Here is a 24,976-nt window from a genome sequence, read left to right on the forward strand (position 1 = left end):
GGCGCTCCGGCCCGTCCCCATAGGATTGGTCTGTGACGAAGCCCCGCCTCTACTCAGGAATGCAGCCCTCCGCCGACTCCCTCCAGGCCGGCAACTACATCGGGGCGCTGCTGCAGTGGCGGGATCTGCAGAACTCCTACGACGCGTTCTTCTCCGTCGTCGACCTGCACGCGATCACCGTGGCGCAGGATCCGGCCGAGCTGCGCGAGAAGACCCGTCGCACCGCCGCGCAGTACATCGCGGCCGGCATCGAGCCCTCGCAGTCCACGCTGTACGTGCAGTCGCACGTGCGCGCGCATGCGGAGCTCGCCTGGATCCTCAGCACCATCACCGGCTTCGGCGAGGCCGGCCGGATGACGCAGTTCAAGGACAAGTCCTCCCGCTTCGGTGCGGACGCCACCTCGGTCGGTCTGTTCACCTACCCGGTGCTGATGGCCGCCGACATCCTGCTGTACCAGACCGACGTCGTCCCGGTCGGCGACGACCAGAAGCAGCACGTGGAGCTCACCCGCGACCTCGCGGAACGGTTCAACGCACGGTTCGGCGAGACGTTCGTCGTGCCGATCCCGGTGATCCAGAAGGACACGGCGCGCATCTACGACCTGCAGAACCCGACGTCGAAGATGTCGAAGTCCGCCGAGACGGATGCCGGCGTGCTCTGGCTGCTGGACGACCCGGCGAAGTCGGCGAAGAAGATCATGCGCGCCGTGACGGACAACGAGGGATCCGTCCGGTACGACCGCGAGAACAAGCCCGGCGTGTCCAACCTGCTGACGATCTACGCGGCCCTCACCGGTCGCCAGATCGCGGCGATCGAGGACGAGTACGCGGGCCGCGGCTATGGAGACTTCAAGAAGGGTCTCGCCGAGGTCGTCGTGAACGAGTTCGGCCCGGTGCGCGACCGCGCGAACGAGCTGCTCGCCGATCCGGCGGAGCTGGACCGGATCCTCGCCGCCAACGCCGCCCGTGCCGACGAGGTCGCCGACCGGACCCTTGCCGAGGTGTATGACAAGGTCGGCCTGCTCCGACGTATCGCGCTCTAGGGTCGACGAGATGCGACCCGCGCTTCTCCGCACGGAGCGACTGGTCCTCCGCGCGCCGGCGCCCGCCGACGCGGACGCGATCACGGCGGCGTGCCAGGATCCGGAGATCCCGCGCTGGACGACGGTTCCGAGCCCCTATGCGCGTGAGGATGCGGAGGACTTCATCCGGCTCACCGGCGAGTGGTGGGAGGACGGATCCGAGACCGTGTGGGTGATGTTCGCCGGCGACGTCCTGGTCGGCGCGATCGGGCTGCACCACATCGCCGAGCACCGGACCGGTGGGGACGCCGAGCTCGGGTACTGGATCGCCGCTCCGGCTCGCGGTCACGGTTATCTCACCGAGGCGGCCCGTGCCGTGATCGAATGGGGCTTCACCGAACTCGGCCTCGCGCGCCTCACCTGGCGTGCCGTGGTGGGCAACGTCCCGTCCGCACGGAGCGCTCGTGCCCTCGGCTTCCGGTTCGAGGGCACGCAGCGTCAGTTCCTGACCAGCCCCCGCGGGCGCGACGACGGCTGGATCGCGGGGCTACTGCGCGCGGACGACCGCACTCCGGTCGCCTGGCCGATCGACCTCGGCTGACACCCGCCCTCCCTCGACGGGCAGGTGCACGGCCACCGCGCGCCCTGTCTCGCGCGCGCTGCCCCGGATGTCGCACGCGGGTGGCAGGATGAAGCCATGCCGGAGATGCCTGAGGTGCAGGGGCTGGTCGACTTCCTGGCCGGACGAGCGGTCGGGCTCACCATCACGCGCGCGTCGGTGTCGGCGATCGCGGCGCTCAAGACGTTCGATCCCCCGGTGACGGCCCTGGCGGGGAGTAGCGTGACCGCGTCGACCAGGCACGGCAAGTTCCTGGATCTGACGTTGAAGAGCACCGCCGAGCCGCAGCTGCATCTCGTGTTCCATCTCGCGAAGGCCGGATGGCTGCGCTGGTACGACGCCCTGCCCACCACGCTGATCCGCCCCGGCAAGTCGCCGATCGCCCTGCGGATCGCGTTCGATGACGGCAGCGGCTTCGACCTCACCGAGGCCGGCACCAAGAAGTCCCTCGCGGTGTACGTCGTCCGCGATCCGACCGACGTGCCGGGCGTCGCGCGTCTGGGGCCGGATCCTCTCGACCCGTCGTTCACGCGCGATGTGTTCGCGGCGCTGCTCGACGGCCGGCGCACCCAGATCAAGGGTCTGCTGCGCGACCAGGCGGTGATCGGCGGCATCGGCAACGCGTACTCCGATGAGATCCTGCACACGGCGCGGATGTCGCCGTACGCACCCGCAGGCGGCCTCGACGAGGACGAGGTCACCGGGCTGTACGACGCGATGCAGTCGACGCTGCGCGAAGCGGTCGCGGAGGCGAGCGGCAAGCCCCCGGCCGACCTGAAGGACGCGAAACGACGGGGGATGCAGGTGCACGCCCGCCGGGGCCAACCCTGCCCGGTGTGCGGGGACACGGTGCGCAGTGTGTTCTTCGCCGACCGCTCGCTGGAGTACTGCCCCACCTGCCAGACCGGCGGCAAGGTGCTCGCCGACCGCCGGCTGTCGCGGCTGCTGAAGTGACCCCCTCCGCGACATGGAGCGTCACAGATGCATCCGCCGGAATGAAACCGGCATCCGCGCGTTGACTAAGCTGAGAGCAATACAACGTGCTCCGGGGTCGGTGAGAATCCGAACCGGCGGTGACAGTCCGCGAACCGAGGATCCGACAGGGATCCGAGGCCGATCCGGTGGGATTCCGGGACCGACGGTGATGCGAGCGAAGGTTCGCGAGTCCGGATGAGAGGCAGCACGCACGATCGACGTGCGCCCCGACCCCCGGTGATCCGGACCAGGATGAGGAAGGCGACATGACGGCGACAGCGGTGGAGCGGGCGGCGATGACGCACGCACTCGACATCGCGCGCCGCGGTCCCCGCGGGTTGAACCCGCAGGTCGGCGCCATGATCCTCTCCCCCTCCGGAGACGTGCTGGCCGAGGGCTGGCACCGGGGCGCCGGCACTCCGCACGCCGAGGTCGACGCCCTCTCCAAGCTCACGACCGCCGAGCTGAGCGGCGCCACCGCCGTGGTGACGCTCGAGCCGTGCAACCACACGGGCCGCACCGGACCGTGCGCCCAGGCCCTCATCGACGCCGGCGTGGCCCGCGTGGTGTACGCCCTCGACGACCCGGGCGCGCGATCCGGCGGGGGCGCGGAGCGCATGCGCGCCGTCGGCCTCGACGTCGTCGCCGGTGAGCAGGCCGATGCCGCGGAGGCTCTGATCCGGGACTGGCTCACGGTGCAGCGCCTCGGTCGGCCGCACGTGACGGTGAAGTGGGCGCAGAGCCTGGACGGCCGCGCCGCAGCGGCGGACGGATCCAGCCAGTGGATCACCGGCCCCGCCGCCCGCGCCGACGTGCACCGCCGCCGCGCCGCGGCCGACGCGATCGTCGTCGGCACCGGCACCGTGCTGGCCGACGATCCCGCCCTCACCGCCCGCGACGGGGAGGACCTGCTCCCCCACCAGCCCGTCCCCGTGGTGATCGGCGCCAGAGAGACCCCCGCGGAGGCCGCGGTGCGCCGCCACCCGCACGCGCCGCTGTTCTACCCCGGGCACGACCTCGCCGCGATCCTCGCGGATCTTCGCGACCGCGGCATCCAGCGCGTGTTCGTCGAAGGCGGCCCGACCCTCGCCAGTGCATTCCTCGCCGGCGGGCTGATGGACGAAGTCCTCGCGTACGTGGCCCCCGTGCTGCTCGGCGGGCCGAAGCTCGCCCTCGGCGACATCGGCGTCGACACGATCGGTCGGGCACAGCGCCTGGTCGTGGACCAGTGGCTGCCGCTCGGCCCGGATCTGCTGGCGATCGGCCGCCCTGCCGGCACCGCCGACGATACGGCTGCGCTCGCCCTCCCCGCAGACGAATACCCCTCCCGGAACGAAGGAGCAGTCTGATGTTCACCGGAATCATCGAGGAGATCGGCGAGATCACCGCGATCACCCCCGCCGGCGACGGCTGGCGCCTCACCGTGCGCGCACCGAAGGCAGCGTCCGACGCGGTGCACGGCGAGTCCATCGCGGTCAGCGGCGTGTGCCTGACGGTCGTCGGCTCGACCGCTGACACGTTCGACACCGACGTCATGAAGCAGACGCTCGACGTCGCCGCGATCGGAGGCGCGAAGATCGGCACACGGGTGAACATCGAGAAGGCGATGCCGGTCGGTGCGCGTCTGGGCGGTCACATCGTTCAGGGCCACGTCGACGGCGTCGGCGAGGTGCTCGAAGTGCGCCCCGGAGCGCAGTGGAGCGTGCTGCGCATCTCCCTGCCGCACGACCTCGCCCCGCTCGTCGTGGACAAGGGATCCATCTCGGTCGACGGCACCTCGCTCACCGTCAGCGACGTGAGCGAGCCCGCCGCCCCGGCTCCGTGGTTCGAGGTGTCCCTGATCCCCGAGACGCTCGTCGCGACCACGCTCGGATCCCGCGCCGCGGGCGACCGGGTGAACCTGGAGACCGACATCCTCGCCCGGCACGTCGAGCGACTGCTCGCGTTCCGTGCCGCAGACACCGGCGCCGACCGCGCCGCCACACCGGAAGGAGGCTCACGATGAGCCTTTCCACGATCGCCGAGGCGCTGGACTCGCTCCGCGCCGGCCGCCCCGTTCTCGTCGCGGACGACGAGAACCGCGAGAACGAGGGCGACGTCATCCTGTCCGCCGAGCTCGCGACCCCCGAGTGGGTCGCGTGGACCGTGCGCTGGACCTCCGGGTACCTGTGCGCGCCCATGCCCGCCGACATCGCCGACGCGCTGAACCTGCCGCCGATGGTCGAGGCCAACGAAGACGCCCGCAGCACGGCGTACACGATCAGCGTCGACGCTGCCTCCGGCGTCACCACGGGCATCAGCGCCGCCGATCGCGCCCGCACCCTGAACGTGCTGGCGGACGCGGCCGCCACCCCGACCGACCTCATCCGCCCCGGGCACGTGCTGCCCCTGCGTGCGGTCGACGGCGGCGTGCGCCAGCGCGGCGGGCACACCGAGGCCGCTGTCGAGCTCATGCGCCTGGCAGGTCTGCGTCCGGTCGGCGCGATCGCAGAGGTCGTCGCCGAGGATGGCAGCATGATGCGTCTGCCGGGCCTGATGGAGCTCGGCGAGCGCGACGGGATCCCGGTGATCACCATCGAGCAGCTGATCGCGCACCTCAACGAGACGGACCCCCGGGACGAGGCCGACTGCGTCGCGAACAACACCCGCCGCCGGGTGAGCCTGCGCGCCGATGCCACGGTGCCCACCACGCACGGCGTGTTCCGCTTCCTCGCCTACAAGGACCGCGTCACCGGCACCGACCACATCGCGGTCGTCTCGGGCGAGCCCACGGAGACGGCGCTGGTGCGGGTGCACTCCGAGTGCCTGACCGGCGAGGCCTTCGGATCCCTCAAGTGCGAGTGCGGGCCCCAGCTGGAGGCAGCCCTCGACGCGATCGAGCAGGACGGCGGCATCGTCATCTACATGCGCGGTCACGAGGGGCGCGGCATCGGCCTGATCAACAAGCTGCGCGCCTACGCCCTGCAGGAGGAGGGCCTCGACACCGTCGACGCCAACCTCGCCCTCGGTCTTCCGGCCGATGCACGCGACTATGCGGCGGCGGCCGGGATCCTGACCGACCTCGGCGTGAAGAAGGTGCGCCTTCTGACGAACAACACCGACAAGGTCGCGCAGCTGCGCGAGCTCGGGCTGGATGTCATCGAGCAGGTCCCCCTGATCGTCGGCGTCGGGCCCAACAACCACCAGTATCTTGAGACCAAGCGCGACCGCATGGGCCACATCATCGGCGAGTCCGATCTCGCCGCCGCCCTGGCCGCGAACGGCGCGGAGAACGGAAGGAACGACGTATGAGCGGCGCAGGAGCACCGGAGACCGGCGGAATCGACGCGAGCGGTCTGAACGTGGTGATCGTCGCCGGCACCTGGCACGAGATGATCACGGACGGCCTCATCGCAGGTGCGCAGCGTGTGCTCGAGGAGACCGGGGCGAACCACCGTCTGGTGCGGGTCCCCGGATCCTTCGAGCTCGCGGTGGCCGCTCAGGCCGCCTTCGCGGGCGGTGCGGACGCGGTGGTCGCGCTCGGCGTGATCATCCGCGGCGGCACCCCGCACTTCGAGTACGTCTCCGCGGCCACCACGGACGGCCTCACCCGGGTCGCACTCGACGCCGGCAAACCCGTCGGATTCGGCGTTCTCACCCTGGACGACGAGAAGCAGGGGCTCGACCGCGCCGGCCTCGAAGGCTCCAAGGAGGACAAGGGCGCCGAGGCGGCCGACGCCGCCCTGCGCACCGCTCAGGTGATCCGGTCGCTGCGCGGCTGAGCCGTCGGTCCTGAGCGCGCTCTTGAGCGATCCAGCGCCCCTCATCTCGTCGCTGGGCTCCTCCAAGGGCCAGCAGCTCAGAGACCAGCATTGGATCGGTCCCTGAGCGAGCGCAGCGAGACCAAGGGCGAAGCGCTTCGGGCACGACGATATCGATCGGTGCGGTGATGTGCGGCACGATCTGTGCCGTGCGGGCCTCCAGACTGCCGTCGTCTGCACGACGTGTTGACGTGCAGTGCCGCGGGCTCAGCACAGGCCCCTGTGCTCAGCCGGCTGCTCTCGCGGGACAAGTCCGGGTCGTGACCATACCGTGACATTTCTCGCCTCTGATCTGGTCATTTTCGAGTCCGGAATGTCGGTAGCCCCGAGTTGAATGAGGGTATGGCGAACGTGACCGGCACGGTGGCGGATCCCGGGGCGGACCCGGTGGATCCGGCCGTCGTGCTCGCCGCGCTGGCGTCGATGCTGGAGGACACCGAAGCGTCGATCGTGCGACTGCAGGCGGTGCGGGAAGCGCAGTTCGCGGTCGCGCAGCGGTTCGCTGAGGGTCTGGCAGCCGACGCGGGATCCGGGCGGGGCGAGTCGGTCGATCTCGCCGCGCGCAGCGTCGCGGCGGAGCTGGCGGGGGTGCTGCGCATGTCCGATCGGGTCGTGCAGGGCCGGATGGCCCGGGCGGCGGAGCTGATGACCCGGTACCCGGTCACGATGCAGGCGTTCACGGACGCGCGATTCAGGGCCGCCCATGTCCGGCTCATCCAAGACGCGGGGGCGCGTCTCGATGACGAAGTGCGGGCCGAGTTCGAACAGGCGGCGGTCGCCGCGTGCGAGGGCGAGACCCCGCACCGGGCCAAGCGGGTCGTGGAACGCCTCGCCGAGCGACTCGCGCCGCGGTCGCTCACAGAACGGCACAAGGACGCGCAAGAACAGCGTCGGGTGTGGCGGGAAGACCTCGGCGATGGTCAGAAGGCCTTGGGGTTGATCCATTCCGCCGCGGTGATCGACGGGATCTACGACCGCCTCACCCAGCAGGCCCGGATGATCAAGACCACGAATGCGGCGGTCGCGAAAGACGCCGCCGCGGGACTCACCCCGGACCCGGAGAGTCTCGGCGATCCGACGGACGACCGCACCATCGACCAGCTTCGCGCGGACCTGTGCGCCGACACTCTCCTCACCGGTGCGCCGTCCGGGCACGACACGGTCGCGGGGTTGCTGTCCGCGATCCAGGCGCGGGTCGAAGTCACCGTCCCGGCATTCACGGCCATGGCCGCAGACACCGGCACCAGCGGCGGATCCGGTTCACCGACAGGCGCGAGCCCTGCATTCGGTGTCCGCACCGAACAGCCCGGGGAACTCGCCGGCGGACAACCCATCGACACGCACACCGCCCGGATCCTCGCCGGTGATGCGGTCGCGTGGGAACGGGTCCTCACCCACCCGATCACCGGAGCGATCCTCGCGGTCGACCGCTACCGCCCCAACGCGGATCTGCGTCGCCTGTTGCATGCGAGGGATTCTCGATGCAGGTTCTTCACCTGCGGGCTCCCGCCGATCACGCAGGATCTCGACCACACGATAGACGCCGCGTTCGGCGGAGCCACCGAAGAGGGCAACCTCGGCGGGCTGTGTCGCCGACATCATGTGTTGAAGCATCAGACCGCCTGGACCGTGAAACAACGCGGCGCCGGGATCCTCGAATGGACGAGCCCGGCCGGAGCGACCTACATCGACCAGCCACCCGCACCCGTCACCTTCACCACCGACGAACCCGACCCACCACCCGCCCGAGAACCAGCGCCGTTCTGACCCCTGCGCCACTCCTCCCCACGCGCAGGGCCCACCGCCCACGCTCACGCTGAGGCGCGCCTACCTGGCGCGGGAACGCGCCCGGGCCTAGCCTGAGGGCATGGAAACCCTGCGCCACATCGTGCTGTTCATCCACCTGCTCGGCTTCGCGACGCTTTTCGGCGCCTGGGCCGTGCAGGCCTTCGGCGGCAAGAAGCAGATGACCAGCCTGATGAATACCGGCCTCGCGATCGCCGGTGTCGCGGGCCTGGTCCTCGCCGCACCGTGGGGCCTGCCCGACGGCGTGAGCATGAACTACGCGAAGATCGGCACCAAGCTCGTCATCCTGCTGATCATCGGCGCGCTGATCGGCATCGGCTCCGCACGGCAGAAGCGCGGCGCCGCGGTTCCGCCGGTGATGTTCTGGGGCGTCGGCGTGCTGACCGCGGTGAACGCGGGCATCGCCGCGATCTGGTGATGCGCGCCTGAGCGCACTTCGACGAAGAACGCGGGATCCGGTCTTCCGGTCCCGCGTTCGTCGTGTTCCCCGAAACCCGGATGTCAGGATCCGGGCCGCAGCGCAACCTCTACGGTGAGAGTCGAGAACGGCTCGGGAAGAGAGGCTCCGCATGACCCGCACCGCGACGAAGCACCACCGCCGCACGTTCACCGTCCTCGCCCTCGCCGCCCTGATCGCGCCGATCGCGGGGTGCGCGACGCCGCCCGCGAGCGCAATCGGCCAGAAGCCCGCGAGCACGGCGGGAGTGGTATCCGATCTGCCGGAGAAGGACATCACGCGCTGGGTGATGCCGTTGGACGAGTATTCCGCCGCATCGCTCGTGCGCCTCGTGAACTACGCGGAGAACCGGCGCATGGAGACCTGCCTGAGCAAGGACGGTTTCTCCTGGCCGATCCCGGTCGAGCCCACGGACGATGCCAGCTATCTCGCCTTCCCGAAGAACATGTCGGCGTTCCCCGAGCTCACTGTCGAGATCGCGAGGCAGTACGGCTACACCGCGAATTACATGCCGGGCCCTGAGCCGGACCCGCGGAGCTTCGAGCGACTCAATCGGATCGGAGCATCCACGCCCGGGCTCGACACCACGCTACTGGCTTGCCGCGACGAGAGCCGCAAGACGTTCGACGGCCTAAAGGCCGGCGACATTTTCAACACGACCGGCATGTGGATGTACGAGGAGACAGAGAAGGTCCCTCAAGATCTGGTCGTGAAGAAGGCGGCCGCGACGTGGAAGCGGTGCATCACGGCAGCGGGCTACGACGTCTCGATCTCTGCGCCCGTCGGCGATGAGGGCGAGCAGATGCCGACGCAGAAGCTCGGCATCGAGCTCGGATTCTATGCACCTCCGCCGACCAAGTTCCCCACGGGCGGCGGCACCTACGGCGACACCGAGGTCGACCCCGACACCGCCGGCCCACGCAAGTCGACGCCGGCGGAGATCGAGCTCGCGGTCGCCGATGCGACCTGCCGCGACTCCAGCGGATGGACGAAGGCGTACTACGACGCCCAGTGGAACGCCGAGTTCAGGGTCGTACTGAAGCACGCCGACCAGTTGAAGAAGATGAAGGCCGACATCGAGTCGCTCACGGCTCAGGCCCGGCAGATCATCGCCGACAACCCGCCGTTGCACTGATCCGGCACCGACGGGAACCCCGATCATGCACGCGAATCCTCCCGGCGCCCCACCTCCGGGCATTCCGGCAGACACGCGCAGAGCAGCCTTCGAGGCGCTCTTCGCCGAGCACCACACGGCGGTGCTGCGCTACGTCGAACGACGCGTCGACGACCGCGAGCACGCCAGGGAGCTGGCGATGGACTGTTTCGAGATCGCGTGGCGGCGGTTCGACGAGCGCGAGCCGTACCGGCGCCCCTGGCTGTTGCAGACCGCGCGCAACCTCGTCGGCGACGCCTACCGCAAGCGCGACCGGGAGCGCGAAGGGCTGCGGGACCTGGCCACCAGCGCCCGGCAGAACGACGACGCCGCGCACGTCGAACTGCGTCATGCTCTCTCGCTGTTGCGCCATGCCGACCGCGAGGTGATCGAACTGCACTACTGGGACGGCCTGAGCGCCGACGAGATCGCCGAGGTCGTGGGCTGCCGCACCGCTGCCGCCTGGAAACGGCTGAGCCGGGCGCGCACCGCCCTGCGCCTGCTGCTGCAGGAGCCTGCGGCCGATGCTCCACCCCGTCCGGATCCGGATCCCGGATCCGACAGAAATCCATCCGCACCGACGCCCAGGAAAGGGGTGATGACGTATGCCGCTGACTGATGATCTTCTCGACACGCTGATCCGTGAGGCGGATCCGGCGACGACGCCGAGCGACCGCGAGCCGACCGCCGCGGACTGGGCGCGCCTGCACCGGATGCTGGACGAGGCGGCCGCGCCGTCTCGCGCGGGCGCCACCGGCCGACGGTCCATCGGGGACCGCGTCGCCGCCCTGCGCCGGCGCTCCCGCACGTCCCGGCCTCTCCGGATCGCGCTGCGCGCCGCCTGGGCGGCACCAGCACTCGCCGCCGTCGTCACGATCGGGCTCACCCTGGGCCCGCTGACCGCCGCGCCCGCCTACGCGATCACGCCGCCGGCGCTCGTGGCCCAGCCGATCGCGCAGACGGCTGACGAGGTGCTGGCCACCTCGATCGCCGCGCTGCAGACGACCCCGCCTCGAGCCGCGACCCGCGACGCCCTGGTCGTGCGCTGGGCCCTGCGCGACGACGGCAAGGCGGATCCGGTGATCGTGCCGGAGTGGCAGGAATGGGTGTGGGATGCGGACGGCACCGGCCATCTCGAATCGCGGACCGGCGCGCCCTACTCCGTCACCAAGGACGGCACGATCGTCCCCCCCGCCGGCAAGGCGCCGAAGGAGGGCTCGGCTCTGCCGGGCACCGGGCACCGCAGTTCGAACCTCTTCTTCGCAGAGCCGCCGTCCGACGCGGCGGGGCTGCGGGCCTACATCGAGGAACGGGTCGGGCTGAGCGGGAGCGCCGATGCGCTTGCGATCTGGGGGGTCGTGAGCTCGATCCGCGACAGCTGGGCGTTGAACCCGGCGCAGCAGGCCGCGGCGCTGCAGCTGATCCGTGAAGCCGGCGACGTGAGCGCGCTCGGGACCGTGACCGACCGACTCGGCAGAGCCGGCATCGCGCTCAAGGTCACCTCCTCGGCACGGCCGCAGTTCACAGCGACGCTGGTCCTGAGCGCCACGACGCACGAGATCATCGCCGCCGACACCATCTACGCGGGCGGATCCGCGATGAAGCTGAACGTCGCGGCGGGATCGGTGATCGAGTACAAGGCCTGGCTGTCGCGCTGAAGAAGGCGGACTCGGATCCGGTCGAACGGGTAACGACCGGATCCGAGTCGTGCCGGCGTCACACTCCGCGGCGCGCGCGTGTCCACCTGTGGATCGGCTGAACGCCGGGCGTAGACTCCCCCGTGCTCGTCGCACGGCTGGGGACCGGCGAGCGCCATCGATGTACCGACCGGAGGACAGCATGAGCACCGCCACGACCGCACCCGCGAACCCCAGATCGCGGGTGATCCTCGCCAGCCTCATCGGCACGACGATCGAGTTCTACGACTTCTACGTCTACGCGACCGCAGCGGTGCTCGTCTTCCCGATCCTGTTCTTCCCGACCGGCAACGACACGACCGCCCTGCTCGCCTCCTTCGGCGTGTTCGGCGCCGCCATGATCGCGCGCCCGATCGGCGCCATGGTGTTCGGCCACTTCGGCGATCGGTACGGCCGCAAGGCCACTCTCGTCGCCTCGCTGCTCACGATGGGCATCGCCACCTTCCTCATCGGCCTGCTGCCGACGTTCCAGCAGATCAACTGGTGGGCCGCGCTGCTGCTGCTGATCCTGCGCCTGGCGCAGGGCTTCGCGCTGGGCGGCGAGTGGTCCGGGGCCGCCCTGGTCGCCACCGAGAACGCCCCCGAGGGGAAGCGCGCCTGGTACGGGTCGTTCCCGCAGTTGGGCGCCCCGCTCGGCTTCATCATCGCGAACGGCCTGTTCCTCATCATCAACGCGTTGCTGCCGCACGCGTCCGATCCGTCGCTGAAGTCGGAGGCGTTCCTCAGCTGGGGCTGGCGCGTACCGTTCCTGTTCTCGGCCGTGATGGTGATCATCGGCCTGTGGGTGCGACTCAAGCTCGTCGAGTCGGAGACCTTCAAGCGCGCCGAGGACACGGGCACGATCCGCAAACTGCCGCTCGCCACGGTGTTCCGCCATCATGGGAAGCATCTCGTCCTCGGCACCTTCGTGATGCTCGCCACGTACGTGCTGTTCTACCTGATGACGAACTTCACCCTGTCGTTCGGCACCAAGCCGTGGTCGGTCGAGATCGCGTCCGCCGCCGCGCAGAAGGCCGCAGAGGCGAAGGGTGCCGCCTTCGACCAGACCGCGTTCGCCGCGCAGTTCTACCCCGGGCAGGGCTTCGGCTACACCGACTTCGTGGTGATGCAGATCATCGGCGTGGTGTTCTTCGGCGTCTTCACCCTGCTGTCCGGCCCCTGGGCGGATCGGATCGGCCGACGCAAGCTCCTGATCTGGACCACAGTCGCGATCATCCTGTTCGGCTTCACGTTCCCGCTGTTCCTCGGCCAGCACGCCGGGGAGCCGTTCGCCGTGGTGCTGACCCAGTCCTTCCTGATCCTCGGCTTCCTGCTCATGGGCACGACCTTCGGCCCCATGGGCGCGTTGCTGCCGGAGCTGTTCCCCACCAATGTGCGCTACACGGGATCCGCGGTCGCGTACAACGTGTCGTCGATCCTCGGCGCCGCCGTCGCACCGCTCATCGCGGTGTGGTTGTGGCAGCTGGCCGACGGATCCCCCGTGTTCGTCGGCATCTACCTGTCCGTGATGGCCGTGCTCACTCTGATCGCGCTGATCCTGATCCCGGAGACCAAGGATCACGCCTACGAAGACGATCTGGGCGTGCCCACCCTGCCCTGATCCGGTTCTCGCCGACGCGCGGCGCTGCATCATTTCAATTGATGCAGCGCCGCGTATCTGTGTATTGGCGTGATTCGACTTCGCGAGGTTGACTGAGACCACTACCCGAGAAGGCCCCGGTGCACCCCGCGATCGGAGCCGCGAACATCAGCCTGGTTCGGACAGAGGAGTCCCCCGATGAGCGTTGAGATCGCCACATCCGCCATACGCACCGAGAACTTCCGCAAGACGCTGGGCCGACTCGACATCATCTTCCTGTCGGTCGCGGCCATCATCTCGATCGACACGGTCGCCCAGATCGCCGCGGGGGGCGGAGCGCAGGCGTTCACCTGGACGCTCGTGATCGGCGCCACCTTCCTGCTCCCCTACGCCTTCGTGGTGTCGGAACTGGGCAGCGCGTTCCATGAGGAGGGCGGGCCGTTCGTCTGGGTCCGCCTCGCATTCGGCAAGCTCGCCGCCTCGATCGCCACGATGTTCTACTGGATCACCAACCCCCTGTGGATGGGGGGATCCCTGGTCTTCATCTCGGCGGCCACCTGGGACGCCTACATCTCACCGCTGCCCTCGGGCAGCGTCGGCGACTACGTCTTCAAGATCGCCTTCATCTGGCTGGCGATCCTCGTCGCGATCATCGGGCTGCGCTACGGCAAGATCGTCGTCGCCGCCGGCGGCATCGCGAAGGTCGCGCTCCTGGCGATCTTCGTCGTCACGGTCGTCATCTACGCCATCCAGAACGGCGTGCACGGCTACGCGGCCGGCGAGTTCTCGCCCACGCTCGGCGGCTTCCTCGCCGTGACGCCGGTGATCCTGTTCGCGGTCGTGGGATTCGAGGCCCCCAACGGCGCGGCCGAGGAGATGCGCGACCCGCAGAAGGACGTGCCGAAGGCGGTCGCATCCTCGGGGCTGATCTCGATCCTGTGCTATCTGGTGCCGATCTTCGCGATCCTCGCCGTACTGCCCGCCGACAAGGTGCAGGGCGCCACCGGCCTGCTGGACGCCTTCAAGGAGGTGTTCCGCGTCTACGGCCCCGCGGCGGGGCCGCTGATGTGGATCGCGGCGATCGTCTTCGTGTTCGTCGTTCTGACTCAGGCGAGCGCGTGGATGATCGCGTCCGATCGGGTGCAGGCGGCCGCCGGCGCCGATGGAGCGTTCTTCCGCTACTTCGGGAAGTTCTCCCCGCGTCTCGGCACCCCCGTGCGGATGAACATGCTCTCCGGGATCGTCGCCACCGTGTTCTGCATCGCCGCAACCGTGCTGCTCAGCGGCAGCGCCGCGGCCGCATTCACGGTGGTGCTGACGGTGGCGATCTCCACACTGCTGCTGTCGTACCTCGTGATCTTCCCGACCGTCATCGCGCTGCGCAGGAAGCACCCCGACGTCCCGCGCCCGTTCCGCGTGCCGGGCGGCACCGCGGGGCTGTGGATCTGCACGGTCGTCATCTACGCCTGGGTCGTGCTGGGATCCTGGGTCGCCGTCTTCCCCGGGACGCTGGAGGGCCTCTTCGGCGTCGCCTACGACTTCCACGACGTGTGGGGGGTCGACCGGCTCACCTTCGAGGGCTTCACCATCAGCACCCTCGTCGTGATCGCCCTGCTCGCGCTCGTGGGCTACCTCTACGAACGCCGCCGCCCCGGATACTCGCCGGAGGATCCGGAGTCCCCGTCGGCGCTCGAGGTCGACGCGCTCGCCGCCCACGAGAACCGCCCCGCCGCCACTCGCATCCCGTGACCCCGGTCCGCCAGAAGGAGACATCGTGACCAATCCCGACACCGCGACGAGCGTCGCCACCCACCCACTGGATCCGCTCAGCGCCGACGAGATCACCGCCGCGCGCGATCACCTGATCGCCGAGGGCCGCCTCGGCGACACCGTGCGGGTCGCCTACCTCTCGCTCAAGGAGCCGGCCAAAGCCGTGCTCCGTGCCGGCGGAACGATCCCGCGCGAGGCCCGCACGATCCTGCTCGATACCGCGACGGGCGCGACCGCCGACCTGCTGATCGACCTCGGCGCCGGCACCACTGTCTCCGCCGTCGACGTCGACCCGGCCCTGAGCGGTCAGGCTCCCGTGCTGATCGAGGAGTTCGAGGCGATCGAGGGGATCCTCAAGGCCGACGAGGGCTGGCAGGCGGCGCTCGCCTCACGGGGGCTCACGCCGGACGGCGTGCGCGTCGCGCCGCTGAGCGCGGGCATCTTCGACTACGAGGGCGAGGAGGGCCGGCGGCTGCTGCGCGGCCTCGCCTTCGTTCAACGCGACCCGCACGACTACGCCTGGGGCCACCCGGTGGACCAGTTGGTCGCGTTCGTCGACATGATCGAGCGCAAGGTCGTGCGGATCATCGACGACGGCCCCGGCGACGACCCGTTGACGAACGGCAACTTCGAGAGCCCCGAGCTCACGGGACCGCTGCGCGAGGACCTCAAGCCGCTGCACATCGTGCAGCCCGAGGGGCCGAGCTTCACCCTCGACGGCAATGTGCTGCGCTGGCAGAAGTGGGACCTGCACGTCGGCTTCGACGCCCGCGAGGGCCTGATCCTCGGCCAGATCGGCTTCGACGACCACGGTGTCCGCCGCTCGATCGTCGAACGCGCCTCCATCGCCGAGATGGTGGTGCCCTACGGGGATCCCGCTCCCTACCGTTCGTGGCAGAACTACTTCGACACCGGCGAGTATCTCGTCGGCCGCGACGCGAACTCCCTCGAGCTCGGATGCGACTGCCTCGGCGAGATCACCTACCTGTCCCCCGTCGTCGCGGACGACTTCGGCAACCCGCGCGAGATCTCGCAGGGCATCTGCATCCATGAGGAGGACTTCGGACTGCTCTGGAAGCACACGGACGAGTGGGCGCAGCACCGTTCCTCGCGTCGTCAGCGCCGCCTCGTGGTGAGCTTCTTCACGACCGTCGGCAACTACGACTACGGCTTCTACTGGTACTTCTACCTGGACGGCACGATCCAGTTCGAGGCCAAGGCGACCGGCATCGTCTTCACCGCCCGCTACCCGGGCGACGGCTACCCCTACGCCTCGCAGATCGCGCCCGGACTCGCCGCCCCGTTCCACCAGCACCTGTTCTGCGCGCGCCTCGACATGGCCGTCGACGGAGAGAGCAATGCCGTGCACGAGCTCGATCTGAAGCGCGTCCCGCAGGGCGAGGGCAACCCGCACGGCAACGCGTTCAGCCGCTCCCGCCGCGTGCTCGGACGCGAGTCCGAGGGCCGTCGCCGGGCGGACGGCTCGCTCGGCCGGGTGTGGGAGGTCGTCAACACCGAGAAGCGCAACCACGTCGGCGAGCCGGTCGCGTACACGCTGTTCCCCGAGGGCCAGCCGACTCTCGCTGCGGCCGACGGATCCTCGATCAGCAGACGCGCGGCGTTCGCGACCGAGCACCTGTGGGTCACCCGGTACGCCGAGGGCGAGCGCTACCCGGCCGGCGACTTCGTGAATCAGAGCGTCGGATCCCCCGGCCTCCCGGAGTTCCAGAAGGCGGATCGCGGGATCGACGGCGAGGACATCGTGCTCTGGCACAGCTTCGGCCTGACGCACTTCCCGCGCACCGAGGACTGGCCGATCATGCCCGTCGACTACACCGGCTTCACGCTCAAGCCGACCGGCTTCTTCGACCAGAACCCGGCGCTCGACGTTCCGCCGTCCCCGCGCGGCCACGCCTGCACACACTGCGCCGACGGCGAGTGCCGCTGCTGACGGGATCCACGGACTCCCGGGACGGTGCGGTCGGGGGATTCGCACCGGCCCGGGCTTGACAGGCGGTCGCTCCAGCCGTTGAGCGGGCGAAGTCTCGTTCTCGGCGGCGGCGGGGCAACGGCCTCAGTGTGCGTCCGTGCCGAACAGCTCGCGGGCCAAGGCCGCCACGGCGCGGGTGCGGGCGGTCGGCCGCACGCGCGACACACGGGCGAAGCACACGTCGAGCGCCGGCGCCTCACCCGCGATCCGCAGCGCCCTCAGCTCCCCGCCGTCGTACGTGAGCGGCGCGACCGGGACCTGGTTCAAGATCGAGTAGCCGTGTCCGCGGGCGACCAGCGAGCGCACGGTCTCATAGCTGTGCGAGCTGTACCGCACCCGCGGGTCGATCCCGGCGCGCTCCAGCATCCCGAGGAAGTACTCGCGCGAGTGCGGCAGGTCGAGCAGCACGAGCTCGGAATCCGCGAGCTGGGACAGCGCGACCTCGTCGCGGTCCGCGAGCGGATGATCCGCCGCGAGGATCACATGCGGCGGCGCCGGGAACAGCGGATCGAACGCGAGATCGTGCACCCGGCCGAAGTCGTAGACGATCCCGCCCTCGACCGCGCCCGACAGCAGCAGATCCGTCGTGCCCTCCATGTCGGCCTCGATGATCTCGATCCGCAGGTCCGGATGCTCCTGCTCGACACGGGAGATCAGCCGCGGCAGCACGAACGGCGCGAGCGTGACGAAACAGGCCAGCCGCAACGTGCCGCGCACCTGATGGTGGTGCCCGCGGACGGTGTCGCTCATCTCCTCGACCTGGGCGAGCACCGACTGCGCATCGTGCAGCAGCTGCTCACCCGCCTCCGTGAGCGCGAGGCCCTTGCTGCGCTGTCGCACGAACAGCTGCACGCCGAGGGAACGCTCGAGCTGTGCGATCGCGGTCGAGACCGCGGACTGCGCGACGTGCAGGTCGATCGACGCCACGGTCATCGAGCGATGCGTCGCAGCGGTGACGAAGTACCTCAGCTGGACGAGGGTCATGTCGGCGCTCTGCAGTCGGGCCATGTCCGAAATGGTATCAACAGATCAGATGCAGGACTTCGGATCTGTGAAGTGTACAGATGCATGGATCCTCGGAAGCATGAAGGAGAAGCAGGATCCGAGCAGCAGAGGAACGGCGCAGTGGAGGAACGGATGTCGCACGAAGACGTGGAGGTGCTGGTCGTCGGCGCCGGCCAGGCGGGCATCGCGATGAGCGAGCACCTGAGCCGGGCGGGGATCGCGCATCTCGTCGTGGAACGGGACCGGATCGCCGAGCGCTGGCGCTCCTGGCGCTGGGACTCGCTGGTCGCCAACGGCCCGGCCTGGCACGACCGGTTCCCCGGCCTGGAGTTCGACCTGGATCCGGACGCCTTCGCCGGCAAGGAGCAGGTCGCCGACTATCTCGTCGCCTACGCCCATGCCTTCCACGCTCCGATCCGCACCGGCGTCGAGGTGCGGTCCGTGCGCCGGCACGTGAACCGCCCGGGCTTCCGCGTCGACACGAACGCGGGCACGATCGATGCCCGTTACGTCGTCGCCGCAACCGGGCCGTTCCAGCGTCCGATCATCCCGGCCGTCGTGCCGCAGGACGCGGGGATCCACCAGATCCACTCGAACCAGTACCGCAACCCCGCACAGCTGCCGGAGGGGGCGGTGCTCGTCGTCGGCGCCGGCTCCTCGGGCGTGCAGATCGCGGACGAGCTGCGTCGCTCCGGCCGCGAGGTGTATCTCGCGGTGGGACCGCACGATCGTCCGCCGCGCCGCTACCGCAGCCGCGACTTCTGCTGGTGGCTCGGCGTGCTCGGCAAGTGGGACATGGCCGCTCCCCCGGTGGGCGCGGAGCACGTCACGATCGCCGTGAGCGGCGCGCACGGCGGGCACACCGTCGACTTCCGCGCGCTGGCCGCGACCGGGGTCACCCTGCTCGGCCGCGCCGGCGCGTACGAGGACGGCGTGCTCGCGATCGCACCCGACCTGCGCGCCAACCTCGCCGCAGGTGACGCGAACTACCTGTCCGTGCTCGACGAGGCCGACGCCTACGTGCTGCGCAACGGGCTGGATCTGCCCGAGGAGCCCGAGGCGCACCTGATCGGCCCGGATCCGGACAGCCTCACGCACCCGATCCTCTCGCTCGACCTGCCGGGCGCCGGCATCACCTCGATCGTGTGGGCGACCGGTTTCGCGCTGGACTACTCATGGCTGCAGATCGACCCTGACGCGTTCGACGAGCACGGCCGTCCGCGGCACCAGCGCGGCGTCTCGGCGGAACCGGGGATCTACTTCCTCGGGCTGCCCTGGCAGTCGCGCCGCGGATCCAGTTTCCTCTGGGGCGTCTGGCACGACGCGCGCTACATCGCCGACCAGATCGGCATCCAGCGCGGGTACGCGGCCTACCCCGGCCCGGTCGACACCGTGGTCGACACCCCCGAACCCGCCCAGGCCGACGGCACCCGCCCCCTCGCCGTCGAGCTCGCACAGACAGGAGTCGCATGATGCCCACGCACACCCGCATCCGCCCGTTCAACACCAAGGTCACCTACCCCGAGCAGAACCTCGACAACGACCTCTGCCAGGCGGTCGTCGCCGGCGGCGTGGTGTACCTGCGCGGCCAGATCGGCCAGGATCTGGACACCCGCGAATCCGTCGGCATCGGCGACGTCGAGGCCCAGGCCGAGAAGGCGATGGCGAACATCGCGATGCTGCTGGAGGAGGCCGGATCCTCGCTCGACGACATCGTCAAGGTCGTCGTCTACATCATCGACCCGCGCTATCGCGAGACCGTCTACCGCGTGATGGGCCGTTGGCTCAAGGGCGTCTTCCCGGTGTCGACCGGCCTCGTGGTGAGCGCGCTGGCCCGCCCGGAGTGGCTCGTCGAGATCGACGCGACGGCCGTAATCAGCACCCCGGCCGACCGCGCGGCGAGCACCGACCGCACCGCCGCCGACGACGAGGCCGCCCGATGACGTTCTCGATCGTCGCTCTCGACGAGACCGGAGCCTTCGGATCCGCGATCTCGTCGTCCTCGCCCGCGGTCGCCGCGCGCTGCGTGCATCTGGCCGACGGCGTCGGCGCGGTGAACTCGCAGAACATCACGGATCCGCGCCTCGGGCCGATCCTGCTCACCGCTCTGCGCGACGGAGCCTCGGCCGCTGAGGCCCTCGACACCGTGATCGCCGAGACCCCGCACATCGCCTTCCGCCAGCTGCTGGTCCTCGATGCGCAGGGCCGCTCGGCCGTGTACTCGGGCGAGCGCGCGCTCGGCAACGTCGGCGCCGCCACCGGCGCGGGGGTCGCCGCGGGCGGCAACATGCTCGCCTCGACGGACATCCCGCAGCTCATGGTCGACGCGTTCGCCGCCGCCGAAGGCGAGCTCGAGCGGCGCCTGCTCGCGGCCATGCACGCCGCCGTCGCCGCGGGCGGCGAGGAGGGCCCGGTGCACTCGGCCGGGCTCTCGGTCGTGCACGACGCCGGCTGGCGCGTCACGGATCTGCGCGTGGACTGGACCGAGGGCGACCCGATCGCCGAGCTCGGCGAGCTGCTCGAGGTCTGGCTGCCGCAGCGCGATGCCTACATCACGCGCGGGATGGACCCGTCCGCCGCCCCGAGCTACGGGGTGCCCGGCGATGAGTGACGCCGCCGCCCACCCCGAGGCCCCCGTGGCCGGGTCGCCCGCCGACGTCGCCGCGCTCAAGGCCGCCGCGGACGCGAGCGTCGCCGCGGCCGCCGCGGACCTGATCCGCCTCTCCGAGACGCTGCACGCGAACCCGGAGACGGCCTGGCAGGAGCACCGCGCCGCCGCCTGGGTCGGCGAGGCTCTGGCCGCCGCCGGTTTCCGCGTCACCCCGGCGTATCTGGGTCTGGGGACCGCCCTGCTCGCCGAGACCGGATCCGGGCCGACCGTCATCGGGATCATGGCCGAGTACGACGCGCTGCCCGGGCTCGGGCACGCGTGCGGCCACAACCTCATCGCGGCGAGCGCGGTCGGCGCCGGGCTCGCCCTCGCCCCGCTCGTCGACGAGCTCGGGCTCACCGTGCGCGTCTATGGCACCCCTGCGGAAGAGGGCGGCGGGGGCAAGATCGAGCTGATCGAGGCCGGCGCCTTCCGCGACCTGGACCTGGCGATGATGGTGCACCCCGCGCCGGTCGACGTCGCCGAGGCCCGGCCGTTCGCGGTCTCGCACAGCCACGTCGCCTACGACGGGGTGTCCGCGCACGCCGCCGCCTACCCGGATCAGGGCGTCAACGCGAACGATGCGTTCCTCGTCGCGCAGGTCGCGATCGGGCTGCTCCGACAGCAGCTGCCCGCCGACACCCGGGTGCACGGCGTGCAGACCGTCGGCGGCCACGCCCCGAACGCGATCCCCGACCGCACCGAGGGCCGCTGGTACGTCCGCGCGAACTCGCTCGCCGAGCTCGAGATCCTCGAGGAACGTGTGAACCGCTGCTTCGAGGCGGGCGCGCTCGCCTCGGGCGCGACCCTGAGCATCACGCCCGAGAGCAAGCCGTACTCCGAGTTCCGCACCGACGAGCGCGCCCTCGCCTTCTATCGAGCCAACGCGCTCGCACGCGGGCGCGTGTTCGCAGACGCCGAGGTCGCCGGACGCATGAACCGGGCGTCGACCGACATGGGCAACGTGTCCCAGCTCGTTCCCGCGATCCACCCCTACATCGGGGTCGACTCACTGCCGTACGGCAACCACCAGAAGGAGTTCGCCGCCGCGTGCGTCGGCCCCGTCGCGGAGAAGGCCCTGCTCGACGCGGCGGTCCTCATGGCGTGGACGGCGATCGACGTCGTCGCCGCGAACCCCCGGGCCGCGGACGCGGCGCAGTCCACGAAGATCAAGGAGACGGCCGCATGACCACCATCGACTGGACCGCACGCAGCCGCGCGCTCGCGATCGACGGCCGTGCCGTGATCGACGGACGCCGCGTCGACGCGTCGGACGCTGCGACGATCGCGGTGCAGAGCCCCGGATCACTCGCGCACCTCGCCGATCTCGCCGCCGGCACAGCGGACGACGTCGACCGCGCGGTCGCGATCGCCCGGCGCGCGTTCGAGGAGGGCTCGTGGAGCCGGCGCAGCGCCGCCGACCGCGGCCGGGCGCTGATCCGCCTCGCCGACCTGATCATGGCGAACCTCGAGGAGCTCGCCCTCCTCGAGACCCTCGACTCGGGCAAGCCGATCGCGCAGACCCTGACCGTCGACGTGCCCGGCACCGCCGAGACGTTCCGCTGGTACGGCGAGCTCGCCGACAAGCGGTTCGACGAGATCCCGGCCACTCCACCCGGCTCGACCGCGCTCGTCCAGCGCGTGCCGCTCGGCGTCGTCGGCGCGATCACGCCGTGGAACTACCCTCTCGAGATCGCCGCGTGGAAGCTCGCACCGGCGCTCGCGAGCGGAAACAGCGTCGTTCACAAGCCCGCGACCGAGACCTCGCTGACCGCACTGCGGCTCGCGGATCTGGCGCTCGAGGCGGGGATCCCCGCGGGCGTGCTCAATGTCGTGCCGGGGCGCGGATCCGTCGTCGGCGAGCGCATCGCGCTGCACCCGGACATCGATGTGCTCGCCTTCACCGGCTCGACGGCCGTCGCCAAGCGCCTCATGGTGAGCGCCGGATCGTCGAACATGAAGCGGGTCGCGCTCGAGGCCGGCGGGAAGAGCTCGAACCTGGTGTTCGCCGATGCCGACCTCGAGACCGCCGCCGCGAAGGCCGCCTTCGGGGCCTTCTACAACCAGGGACAGGTGTGCTCGGCGAACTCGCGGATCCTGGTGCAGCGGTCGGTGCATGACGAGTTCGTGGCACTGCTCGCAGCCGCCGCAGAGGGCTACGCTCCGAGCGACCCGCTCGCGGGCAGCGACGGCAACGGCAGCCTGATCAGCCGCGCGCACGCCGACGAGGTGTCTGCCGCCATCGCCCGGGCCGCCACGGACGGCGACCTGGTCGCGGGAGGCGATCGTGTCACGATCACCGGGTCCGACGCGTACCTGAGCCCCGCGATCGTCACCGGCCTCGGCGCCGACCACGATCTCCACCACATCGAGGTGTTCGGCCCTCTGGTCGCGGTGCTCGGCTTCGAGGACGAGAACGAGGCCGTCCGGCTCGCCAACGACACCGAGTACGGACTGGCGGCTTCACTGTGGACGACCGACTTCGGTCGGGCGCACCGGGTCGCCGAGCGTCTGGTCGCCGGGACCGTGTCGGTCAACACGGTCGATGCGCTGGGCCTCACGACGCCGTTCGGCGGGTTCCGGCAGTCGGGCTTCGGCCGAGACCTGTCGCGGCACGCGCTGGACAACTACACCGACTGGAAGACGACCTGGTTCCAGCACGGCTGAGGACGACGATGACCGCTCTCACAACGCATACCCCGCAGACCCGGCAGGCCCCGGCCTGGATCGTGGCCCGGTGGGTCGCTTTCCCCGTCACCGCGGGCTGCGTCGCGGTGCACCTCGCCCTGCTGCTGGGGAGCCCCTCCGCGCTCGCGGCCCTGATGGCGATCCTCGCGGCGCTGTGCCTGTTCTGTCTGACACCGCGATCCCGGCCCCTGCCGCCGAGCGCGTGGGGCATGGCGATGGCGATGGCGACAGCGATGATGCTGCTGCACATCGGGTCTGCGGGCGGGATGGTCGGGCACGCGCACGGCCGGCCCGCCGGTGTCGTTCCGATCGACGGCCTCCATGGCTTCGCGCTCCTGCTCAACGGGATCGAGCTCGTGCTGCTGATGGCCGTCGTGGTGGCGATCGGCGTGCTGCGCCGCCGCCGCACGTCCGCTCGCAGCGGAACGCGATCCGTCAACATGAATTGACAGACTTCCTCGTGTCAACCAGCATTGACGCGAGGAGGTCTTCATGCTGAGAACCGCGAAGGATCTGGATCCGCAGGGCGAGCCGCTCGCCGAGCTGCACCGGCTGGTGGCCGCGCGGCGCGACATCGCCCGCGCCGAGGAGGTGCAGGTGCGCCGCGCCCGTGCCGCCGGTTACTCCTGGCAGGCGATCGCCAGCGCACTGGGCACCACACGGCAGGCGGCGCACCGCCGATTCGGCAAGCGCTAGGCGTGCCGATGCGAGCCCTCAGGCGTAGTCGGCCGTGATGACCCGCTGTGCGCCGTCGAGCACCATCCGGCCGCCGTACGGCACGAGCCACTGCGGCCGCGTGTGCCCGAACGGCACGCCGAAACAGACGACCGCCGAAGGGTTGTAGCGGGCGATCTGCGCCAGAACCGCGTGACGCTGCGCCTCGCGCAGGACGGGGCGGATCTCGTGATGCGGCACGTTCTCGTGCGTGCTCACGGGCGGTCGGGCGACCACCACACCGACGACACGCTCGAGCAGCCCGCGTTGCCCGTACGCCCGCAGCTGCTCGGCGATCGCGTCGGCCGGCGTCAGTCGCTCGCTCGCCTCCAGGAGCAGGATCACGCCCTCCAGCTCCTCCGCGGACGGGAACCGGTCGGCGAGGGCGAGCTGGGAGAGCACCTCGAGGCAACCGCCCCAGGTGCGTCCGCTGACTCGACGCGCGGGCCCCGACCACACCCACGGCTGGGTGGGCTTGCGCACGCCGTACTGCACCAGGGCGGCCGGGTCCTGCCATCGCACACCGAAATCCTCCGATTCCCCCGGCTCGGTGAGCTCGAGCTCGCCACCGTCCAGCAGTGCGGCCCAGAGCGACCGTGCGTGGATCTCGTCGACGGCGGGCCCGGGGCCGAGGTGCACCTGGGTCGACCCGCCATGGAACCCCGCGATGCCGTTGCGCCACAGCCAGTTCAGGATGTTCGTGTTGTCGCTGTAGCCGAGGAACGGCTTCGGATCCGCCTGTGCGAGGTTTGCGTCCAGGTGCGGGATGACCAGGATCTGGTCATCGCCGCCGATCGTCGACAGGATCGCACGGATCGAGGGATCCGCGAACGCCGCGTTCACGTCCGCGGCACGAGCCTGGGGGGACGCACCGAAGAGACGGGTGGTCGGGTACTCGACCGGGACGAGCTCGGTCAGCTCGGTGAGCCGGCGCATCGCCTGCTCATGCACCGCGAGTGACGCGGCCGGGGCGGCGAACCCCGGGGAGAGGACCGCGACGCGGTCGCCGGGCCGGGCCTTGGGCGGAAGGAGCATCGCTTCAGCCTAGAGC

The 24,976-nt window shown here is 70.4% G+C and carries 24 protein-coding genes; 22 read left to right on the forward strand and 2 right to left on the reverse strand.

What is annotated here, in order from left to right; translation table 11 throughout:
• Positions 1–32: 32 nt before the first annotated feature.
• The 15 genes from trpS to ACFWCK_RS00890 all read left to right on the forward strand — a co-directional run bounded on the left by trpS (position 33) and on the right by ACFWCK_RS00890 (position 16,829).
• A complete protein-coding gene (gene trpS, locus ACFWCK_RS00820; protein ID WP_308192508.1) occupies positions 33–1,043 on the forward strand; it encodes a tryptophan--tRNA ligase in 1,011 nt (336 codons plus the stop codon).
• A gap of 10 nt (positions 1,044–1,053) precedes the next feature.
• A complete protein-coding gene (locus ACFWCK_RS00825) occupies positions 1,054–1,623 on the forward strand; it encodes a GNAT family N-acetyltransferase (protein ID WP_378804104.1) in 570 nt (189 codons plus the stop codon).
• A 96-nt stretch (positions 1,624–1,719) separates the two neighbouring features.
• The gene (locus ACFWCK_RS00830; protein WP_378804105.1) at positions 1,720–2,595 is read left to right on the forward strand and encodes an Fpg/Nei family DNA glycosylase; all 876 of its coding nucleotides are present in this window, start codon (positions 1,720–1,722) and stop codon (positions 2,593–2,595) included.
• A gap of 287 nt (positions 2,596–2,882) precedes the next feature.
• Complete coding sequence (ribD, locus tag ACFWCK_RS00835) at positions 2,883–3,965, forward strand: bifunctional diaminohydroxyphosphoribosylaminopyrimidine deaminase/5-amino-6-(5-phosphoribosylamino)uracil reductase RibD (RefSeq protein WP_378804106.1); 1,083 nt, start codon at positions 2,883–2,885, stop codon at positions 3,963–3,965.
• Positions 3,965–4,621, forward strand: coding sequence for a riboflavin synthase (locus ACFWCK_RS00840; protein ID WP_233310452.1), 657 nt, complete (start codon positions 3,965–3,967; stop codon positions 4,619–4,621). The genes ribD and ACFWCK_RS00840 overlap by 1 nt, the downstream gene beginning before the upstream one ends.
• Complete coding sequence (ribA, locus tag ACFWCK_RS00845; protein ID WP_233310451.1) at positions 4,618–5,907, forward strand: GTP cyclohydrolase II; 1,290 nt, start codon at positions 4,618–4,620, stop codon at positions 5,905–5,907. The genes ACFWCK_RS00840 and ribA overlap by 4 nt, the downstream gene beginning before the upstream one ends.
• Positions 5,904–6,377 (forward strand): 6,7-dimethyl-8-ribityllumazine synthase, encoded by a 474-nt coding sequence (gene ribH, locus ACFWCK_RS00850; RefSeq protein WP_378804107.1) that lies wholly within the window; start codon positions 5,904–5,906, stop codon positions 6,375–6,377. Before ribA ends, ribH begins: the two co-directional genes overlap by 4 nt.
• A 381-nt stretch (positions 6,378–6,758) precedes the next feature.
• A complete protein-coding gene (locus tag ACFWCK_RS00855) occupies positions 6,759–8,183 on the forward strand; it encodes a DUF222 domain-containing protein (RefSeq protein WP_378804108.1) in 1,425 nt (474 codons plus the stop codon).
• Between the two features lie 100 nt (positions 8,184–8,283).
• Positions 8,284–8,640, forward strand: coding sequence for a Fe-S protein (locus ACFWCK_RS00860; protein ID WP_233310448.1), 357 nt, complete (start codon positions 8,284–8,286; stop codon positions 8,638–8,640).
• A 151-nt stretch (positions 8,641–8,791) separates the two neighbouring features.
• A complete protein-coding gene (locus ACFWCK_RS00865) occupies positions 8,792–9,814 on the forward strand; it encodes a hypothetical protein (protein WP_378804109.1) in 1,023 nt (340 codons plus the stop codon).
• Positions 9,815–9,839: 25 nt separating this feature from the next.
• Complete coding sequence (locus tag ACFWCK_RS00870; RefSeq protein WP_378804110.1) at positions 9,840–10,451, forward strand: RNA polymerase sigma factor; 612 nt, start codon at positions 9,840–9,842, stop codon at positions 10,449–10,451.
• The gene (locus tag ACFWCK_RS00875) at positions 10,438–11,490 is read left to right on the forward strand and encodes a hypothetical protein (RefSeq protein ID WP_378804111.1); all 1,053 of its coding nucleotides are present in this window, start codon (positions 10,438–10,440) and stop codon (positions 11,488–11,490) included. The genes ACFWCK_RS00870 and ACFWCK_RS00875 overlap by 14 nt, the downstream gene beginning before the upstream one ends.
• A gap of 181 nt (positions 11,491–11,671) precedes the next feature.
• A complete protein-coding gene (locus ACFWCK_RS00880; RefSeq protein ID WP_233312633.1) occupies positions 11,672–13,129 on the forward strand; it encodes an MFS transporter in 1,458 nt (485 codons plus the stop codon).
• 177 nt (positions 13,130–13,306) lie between these two features.
• Positions 13,307–14,857 (forward strand): APC family permease, encoded by a 1,551-nt coding sequence (locus tag ACFWCK_RS00885; RefSeq protein WP_378804112.1) that lies wholly within the window; start codon positions 13,307–13,309, stop codon positions 14,855–14,857.
• A 25-nt stretch (positions 14,858–14,882) separates the two neighbouring features.
• Positions 14,883–16,829, forward strand: coding sequence for a primary-amine oxidase (locus tag ACFWCK_RS00890; protein ID WP_378804113.1), 1,947 nt, complete (start codon positions 14,883–14,885; stop codon positions 16,827–16,829).
• 123 nt (positions 16,830–16,952) lie between these two features.
• On the opposite strand, the gene ACFWCK_RS00895 is transcribed toward ACFWCK_RS00890, so the two are convergent.
• Positions 16,953–17,876 carry a LysR substrate-binding domain-containing protein gene (locus ACFWCK_RS00895; RefSeq protein ID WP_378804114.1) on the reverse strand — a complete coding sequence of 308 codons (924 nt, stop codon included), beginning with the start codon at positions 17,874–17,876 and terminating at the stop codon, positions 16,953–16,955.
• Between the two features lie 129 nt (positions 17,877–18,005).
• On the opposite strand from ACFWCK_RS00895, the gene ACFWCK_RS00900 reads away from it, so the two are divergent.
• Genes ACFWCK_RS00900 through ACFWCK_RS00930 form a run of 7 tightly spaced genes read left to right on the forward strand, consistent with a single transcriptional unit; the run spans position 18,006 to position 23,907 of the window.
• A complete protein-coding gene (locus tag ACFWCK_RS00900) occupies positions 18,006–19,346 on the forward strand; it encodes a flavin-containing monooxygenase (RefSeq protein WP_378804115.1) in 1,341 nt (446 codons plus the stop codon).
• Positions 19,346–19,816: a RidA family protein gene (locus ACFWCK_RS00905; RefSeq protein WP_378804116.1), complete on the forward strand. Its 471-nt coding sequence runs from the start codon at positions 19,346–19,348 to the stop codon at positions 19,814–19,816. Before ACFWCK_RS00900 ends, ACFWCK_RS00905 begins: the two co-directional genes overlap by 1 nt.
• Positions 19,813–20,484 (forward strand): DUF1028 domain-containing protein, encoded by a 672-nt coding sequence (locus ACFWCK_RS00910; protein ID WP_378804117.1) that lies wholly within the window; start codon positions 19,813–19,815, stop codon positions 20,482–20,484. Before ACFWCK_RS00905 ends, ACFWCK_RS00910 begins: the two co-directional genes overlap by 4 nt.
• On the forward strand, positions 20,477–21,712 hold the full coding sequence (locus tag ACFWCK_RS00915) for a M20 family metallopeptidase (protein ID WP_378804118.1): 1,236 nt from the start codon (positions 20,477–20,479) through the stop codon (positions 21,710–21,712). Before ACFWCK_RS00910 ends, ACFWCK_RS00915 begins: the two co-directional genes overlap by 8 nt.
• Positions 21,709–23,190, forward strand: coding sequence for an aldehyde dehydrogenase family protein (locus ACFWCK_RS00920; protein ID WP_378804119.1), 1,482 nt, complete (start codon positions 21,709–21,711; stop codon positions 23,188–23,190). Before ACFWCK_RS00915 ends, ACFWCK_RS00920 begins: the two co-directional genes overlap by 4 nt.
• 8 nt (positions 23,191–23,198) lie before the next feature.
• Positions 23,199–23,660 (forward strand): hypothetical protein, encoded by a 462-nt coding sequence (locus tag ACFWCK_RS00925; protein ID WP_378804120.1) that lies wholly within the window; start codon positions 23,199–23,201, stop codon positions 23,658–23,660.
• 43 nt (positions 23,661–23,703) lie between these two features.
• On the forward strand, positions 23,704–23,907 hold the full coding sequence (locus ACFWCK_RS00930) for an AsnC family protein (protein ID WP_233312623.1): 204 nt from the start codon (positions 23,704–23,706) through the stop codon (positions 23,905–23,907).
• An 18-nt stretch (positions 23,908–23,925) separates the two neighbouring features.
• On the opposite strand, the gene ACFWCK_RS00935 is transcribed toward ACFWCK_RS00930, so the two are convergent.
• Positions 23,926–24,960: a S66 peptidase family protein gene (locus tag ACFWCK_RS00935; RefSeq protein ID WP_378804121.1), complete on the reverse strand. Its 1,035-nt coding sequence runs from the start codon at positions 24,958–24,960 to the stop codon at positions 23,926–23,928.
• Positions 24,961–24,976 lie beyond the last annotated feature (16 nt).

The sequence above is a fragment of the Microbacterium sp. NPDC060117 genome, from assembly GCF_042729315.1.
Classification (GTDB): domain Bacteria; phylum Actinomycetota; class Actinomycetes; order Actinomycetales; family Microbacteriaceae; genus Microbacterium.

Excerpts from the sequence above, each read along its gene's own strand:
- ACFWCK_RS00880 (WP_233312633.1), top strand. The coding sequence starts at position 11,672 with ATGAGCACCGCCACGACCGCACCCGCGAACCCCAGATCGCGGGTGATC.
- ACFWCK_RS00915 (WP_378804118.1), top strand. The coding sequence starts at position 20,477 with ATGAGTGACGCCGCCGCCCACCCCGAGGCCCCCGTGGCCGGGTCGCCC.
- ACFWCK_RS00830 (WP_378804105.1), top strand. The coding sequence starts at position 1,720 with ATGCCGGAGATGCCTGAGGTGCAGGGGCTGGTCGACTTCCTGGCCGGA.
- ACFWCK_RS00905 (WP_378804116.1), top strand. The coding sequence starts at position 19,346 with ATGCCCACGCACACCCGCATCCGCCCGTTCAACACCAAGGTCACCTAC.
- ACFWCK_RS00920 (WP_378804119.1), top strand. The coding sequence starts at position 21,709 with ATGACCACCATCGACTGGACCGCACGCAGCCGCGCGCTCGCGATCGAC.
- ACFWCK_RS00855 (WP_378804108.1), top strand. The coding sequence starts at position 6,759 with ATGGCGAACGTGACCGGCACGGTGGCGGATCCCGGGGCGGACCCGGTG.
- ACFWCK_RS00870 (WP_378804110.1), top strand. The coding sequence starts at position 9,840 with ATGCACGCGAATCCTCCCGGCGCCCCACCTCCGGGCATTCCGGCAGAC.
- ACFWCK_RS00910 (WP_378804117.1), top strand. The coding sequence starts at position 19,813 with ATGACGTTCTCGATCGTCGCTCTCGACGAGACCGGAGCCTTCGGATCC.
- ACFWCK_RS00900 (WP_378804115.1), top strand. The coding sequence starts at position 18,006 with ATGTCGCACGAAGACGTGGAGGTGCTGGTCGTCGGCGCCGGCCAGGCG.
- ribH (WP_378804107.1), top strand. The coding sequence starts at position 5,904 with ATGAGCGGCGCAGGAGCACCGGAGACCGGCGGAATCGACGCGAGCGGT.
- ACFWCK_RS00875 (WP_378804111.1), top strand. The coding sequence starts at position 10,438 with ATGCCGCTGACTGATGATCTTCTCGACACGCTGATCCGTGAGGCGGAT.
- ACFWCK_RS00840 (WP_233310452.1), top strand. The coding sequence starts at position 3,965 with ATGTTCACCGGAATCATCGAGGAGATCGGCGAGATCACCGCGATCACC.
- ACFWCK_RS00860 (WP_233310448.1), top strand. The coding sequence starts at position 8,284 with ATGGAAACCCTGCGCCACATCGTGCTGTTCATCCACCTGCTCGGCTTC.
- ACFWCK_RS00865 (WP_378804109.1), top strand. The coding sequence starts at position 8,792 with ATGACCCGCACCGCGACGAAGCACCACCGCCGCACGTTCACCGTCCTC.
- ACFWCK_RS00935 (WP_378804121.1), bottom strand. The coding sequence starts at position 24,960 with ATGCTCCTTCCGCCCAAGGCCCGGCCCGGCGACCGCGTCGCGGTCCTC.
- ribA (WP_233310451.1), top strand. The coding sequence starts at position 4,618 with ATGAGCCTTTCCACGATCGCCGAGGCGCTGGACTCGCTCCGCGCCGGC.
- ACFWCK_RS00885 (WP_378804112.1), top strand. The coding sequence starts at position 13,307 with ATGAGCGTTGAGATCGCCACATCCGCCATACGCACCGAGAACTTCCGC.
- ACFWCK_RS00825 (WP_378804104.1), top strand. The coding sequence starts at position 1,054 with ATGCGACCCGCGCTTCTCCGCACGGAGCGACTGGTCCTCCGCGCGCCG.
- ACFWCK_RS00930 (WP_233312623.1), top strand. The coding sequence starts at position 23,704 with ATGCTGAGAACCGCGAAGGATCTGGATCCGCAGGGCGAGCCGCTCGCC.
- ribD (WP_378804106.1), top strand. The coding sequence starts at position 2,883 with ATGACGGCGACAGCGGTGGAGCGGGCGGCGATGACGCACGCACTCGAC.
- ACFWCK_RS00895 (WP_378804114.1), bottom strand. The coding sequence starts at position 17,876 with ATGGCCCGACTGCAGAGCGCCGACATGACCCTCGTCCAGCTGAGGTAC.
- ACFWCK_RS00925 (WP_378804120.1), top strand. The coding sequence starts at position 23,199 with ATGACCGCTCTCACAACGCATACCCCGCAGACCCGGCAGGCCCCGGCC.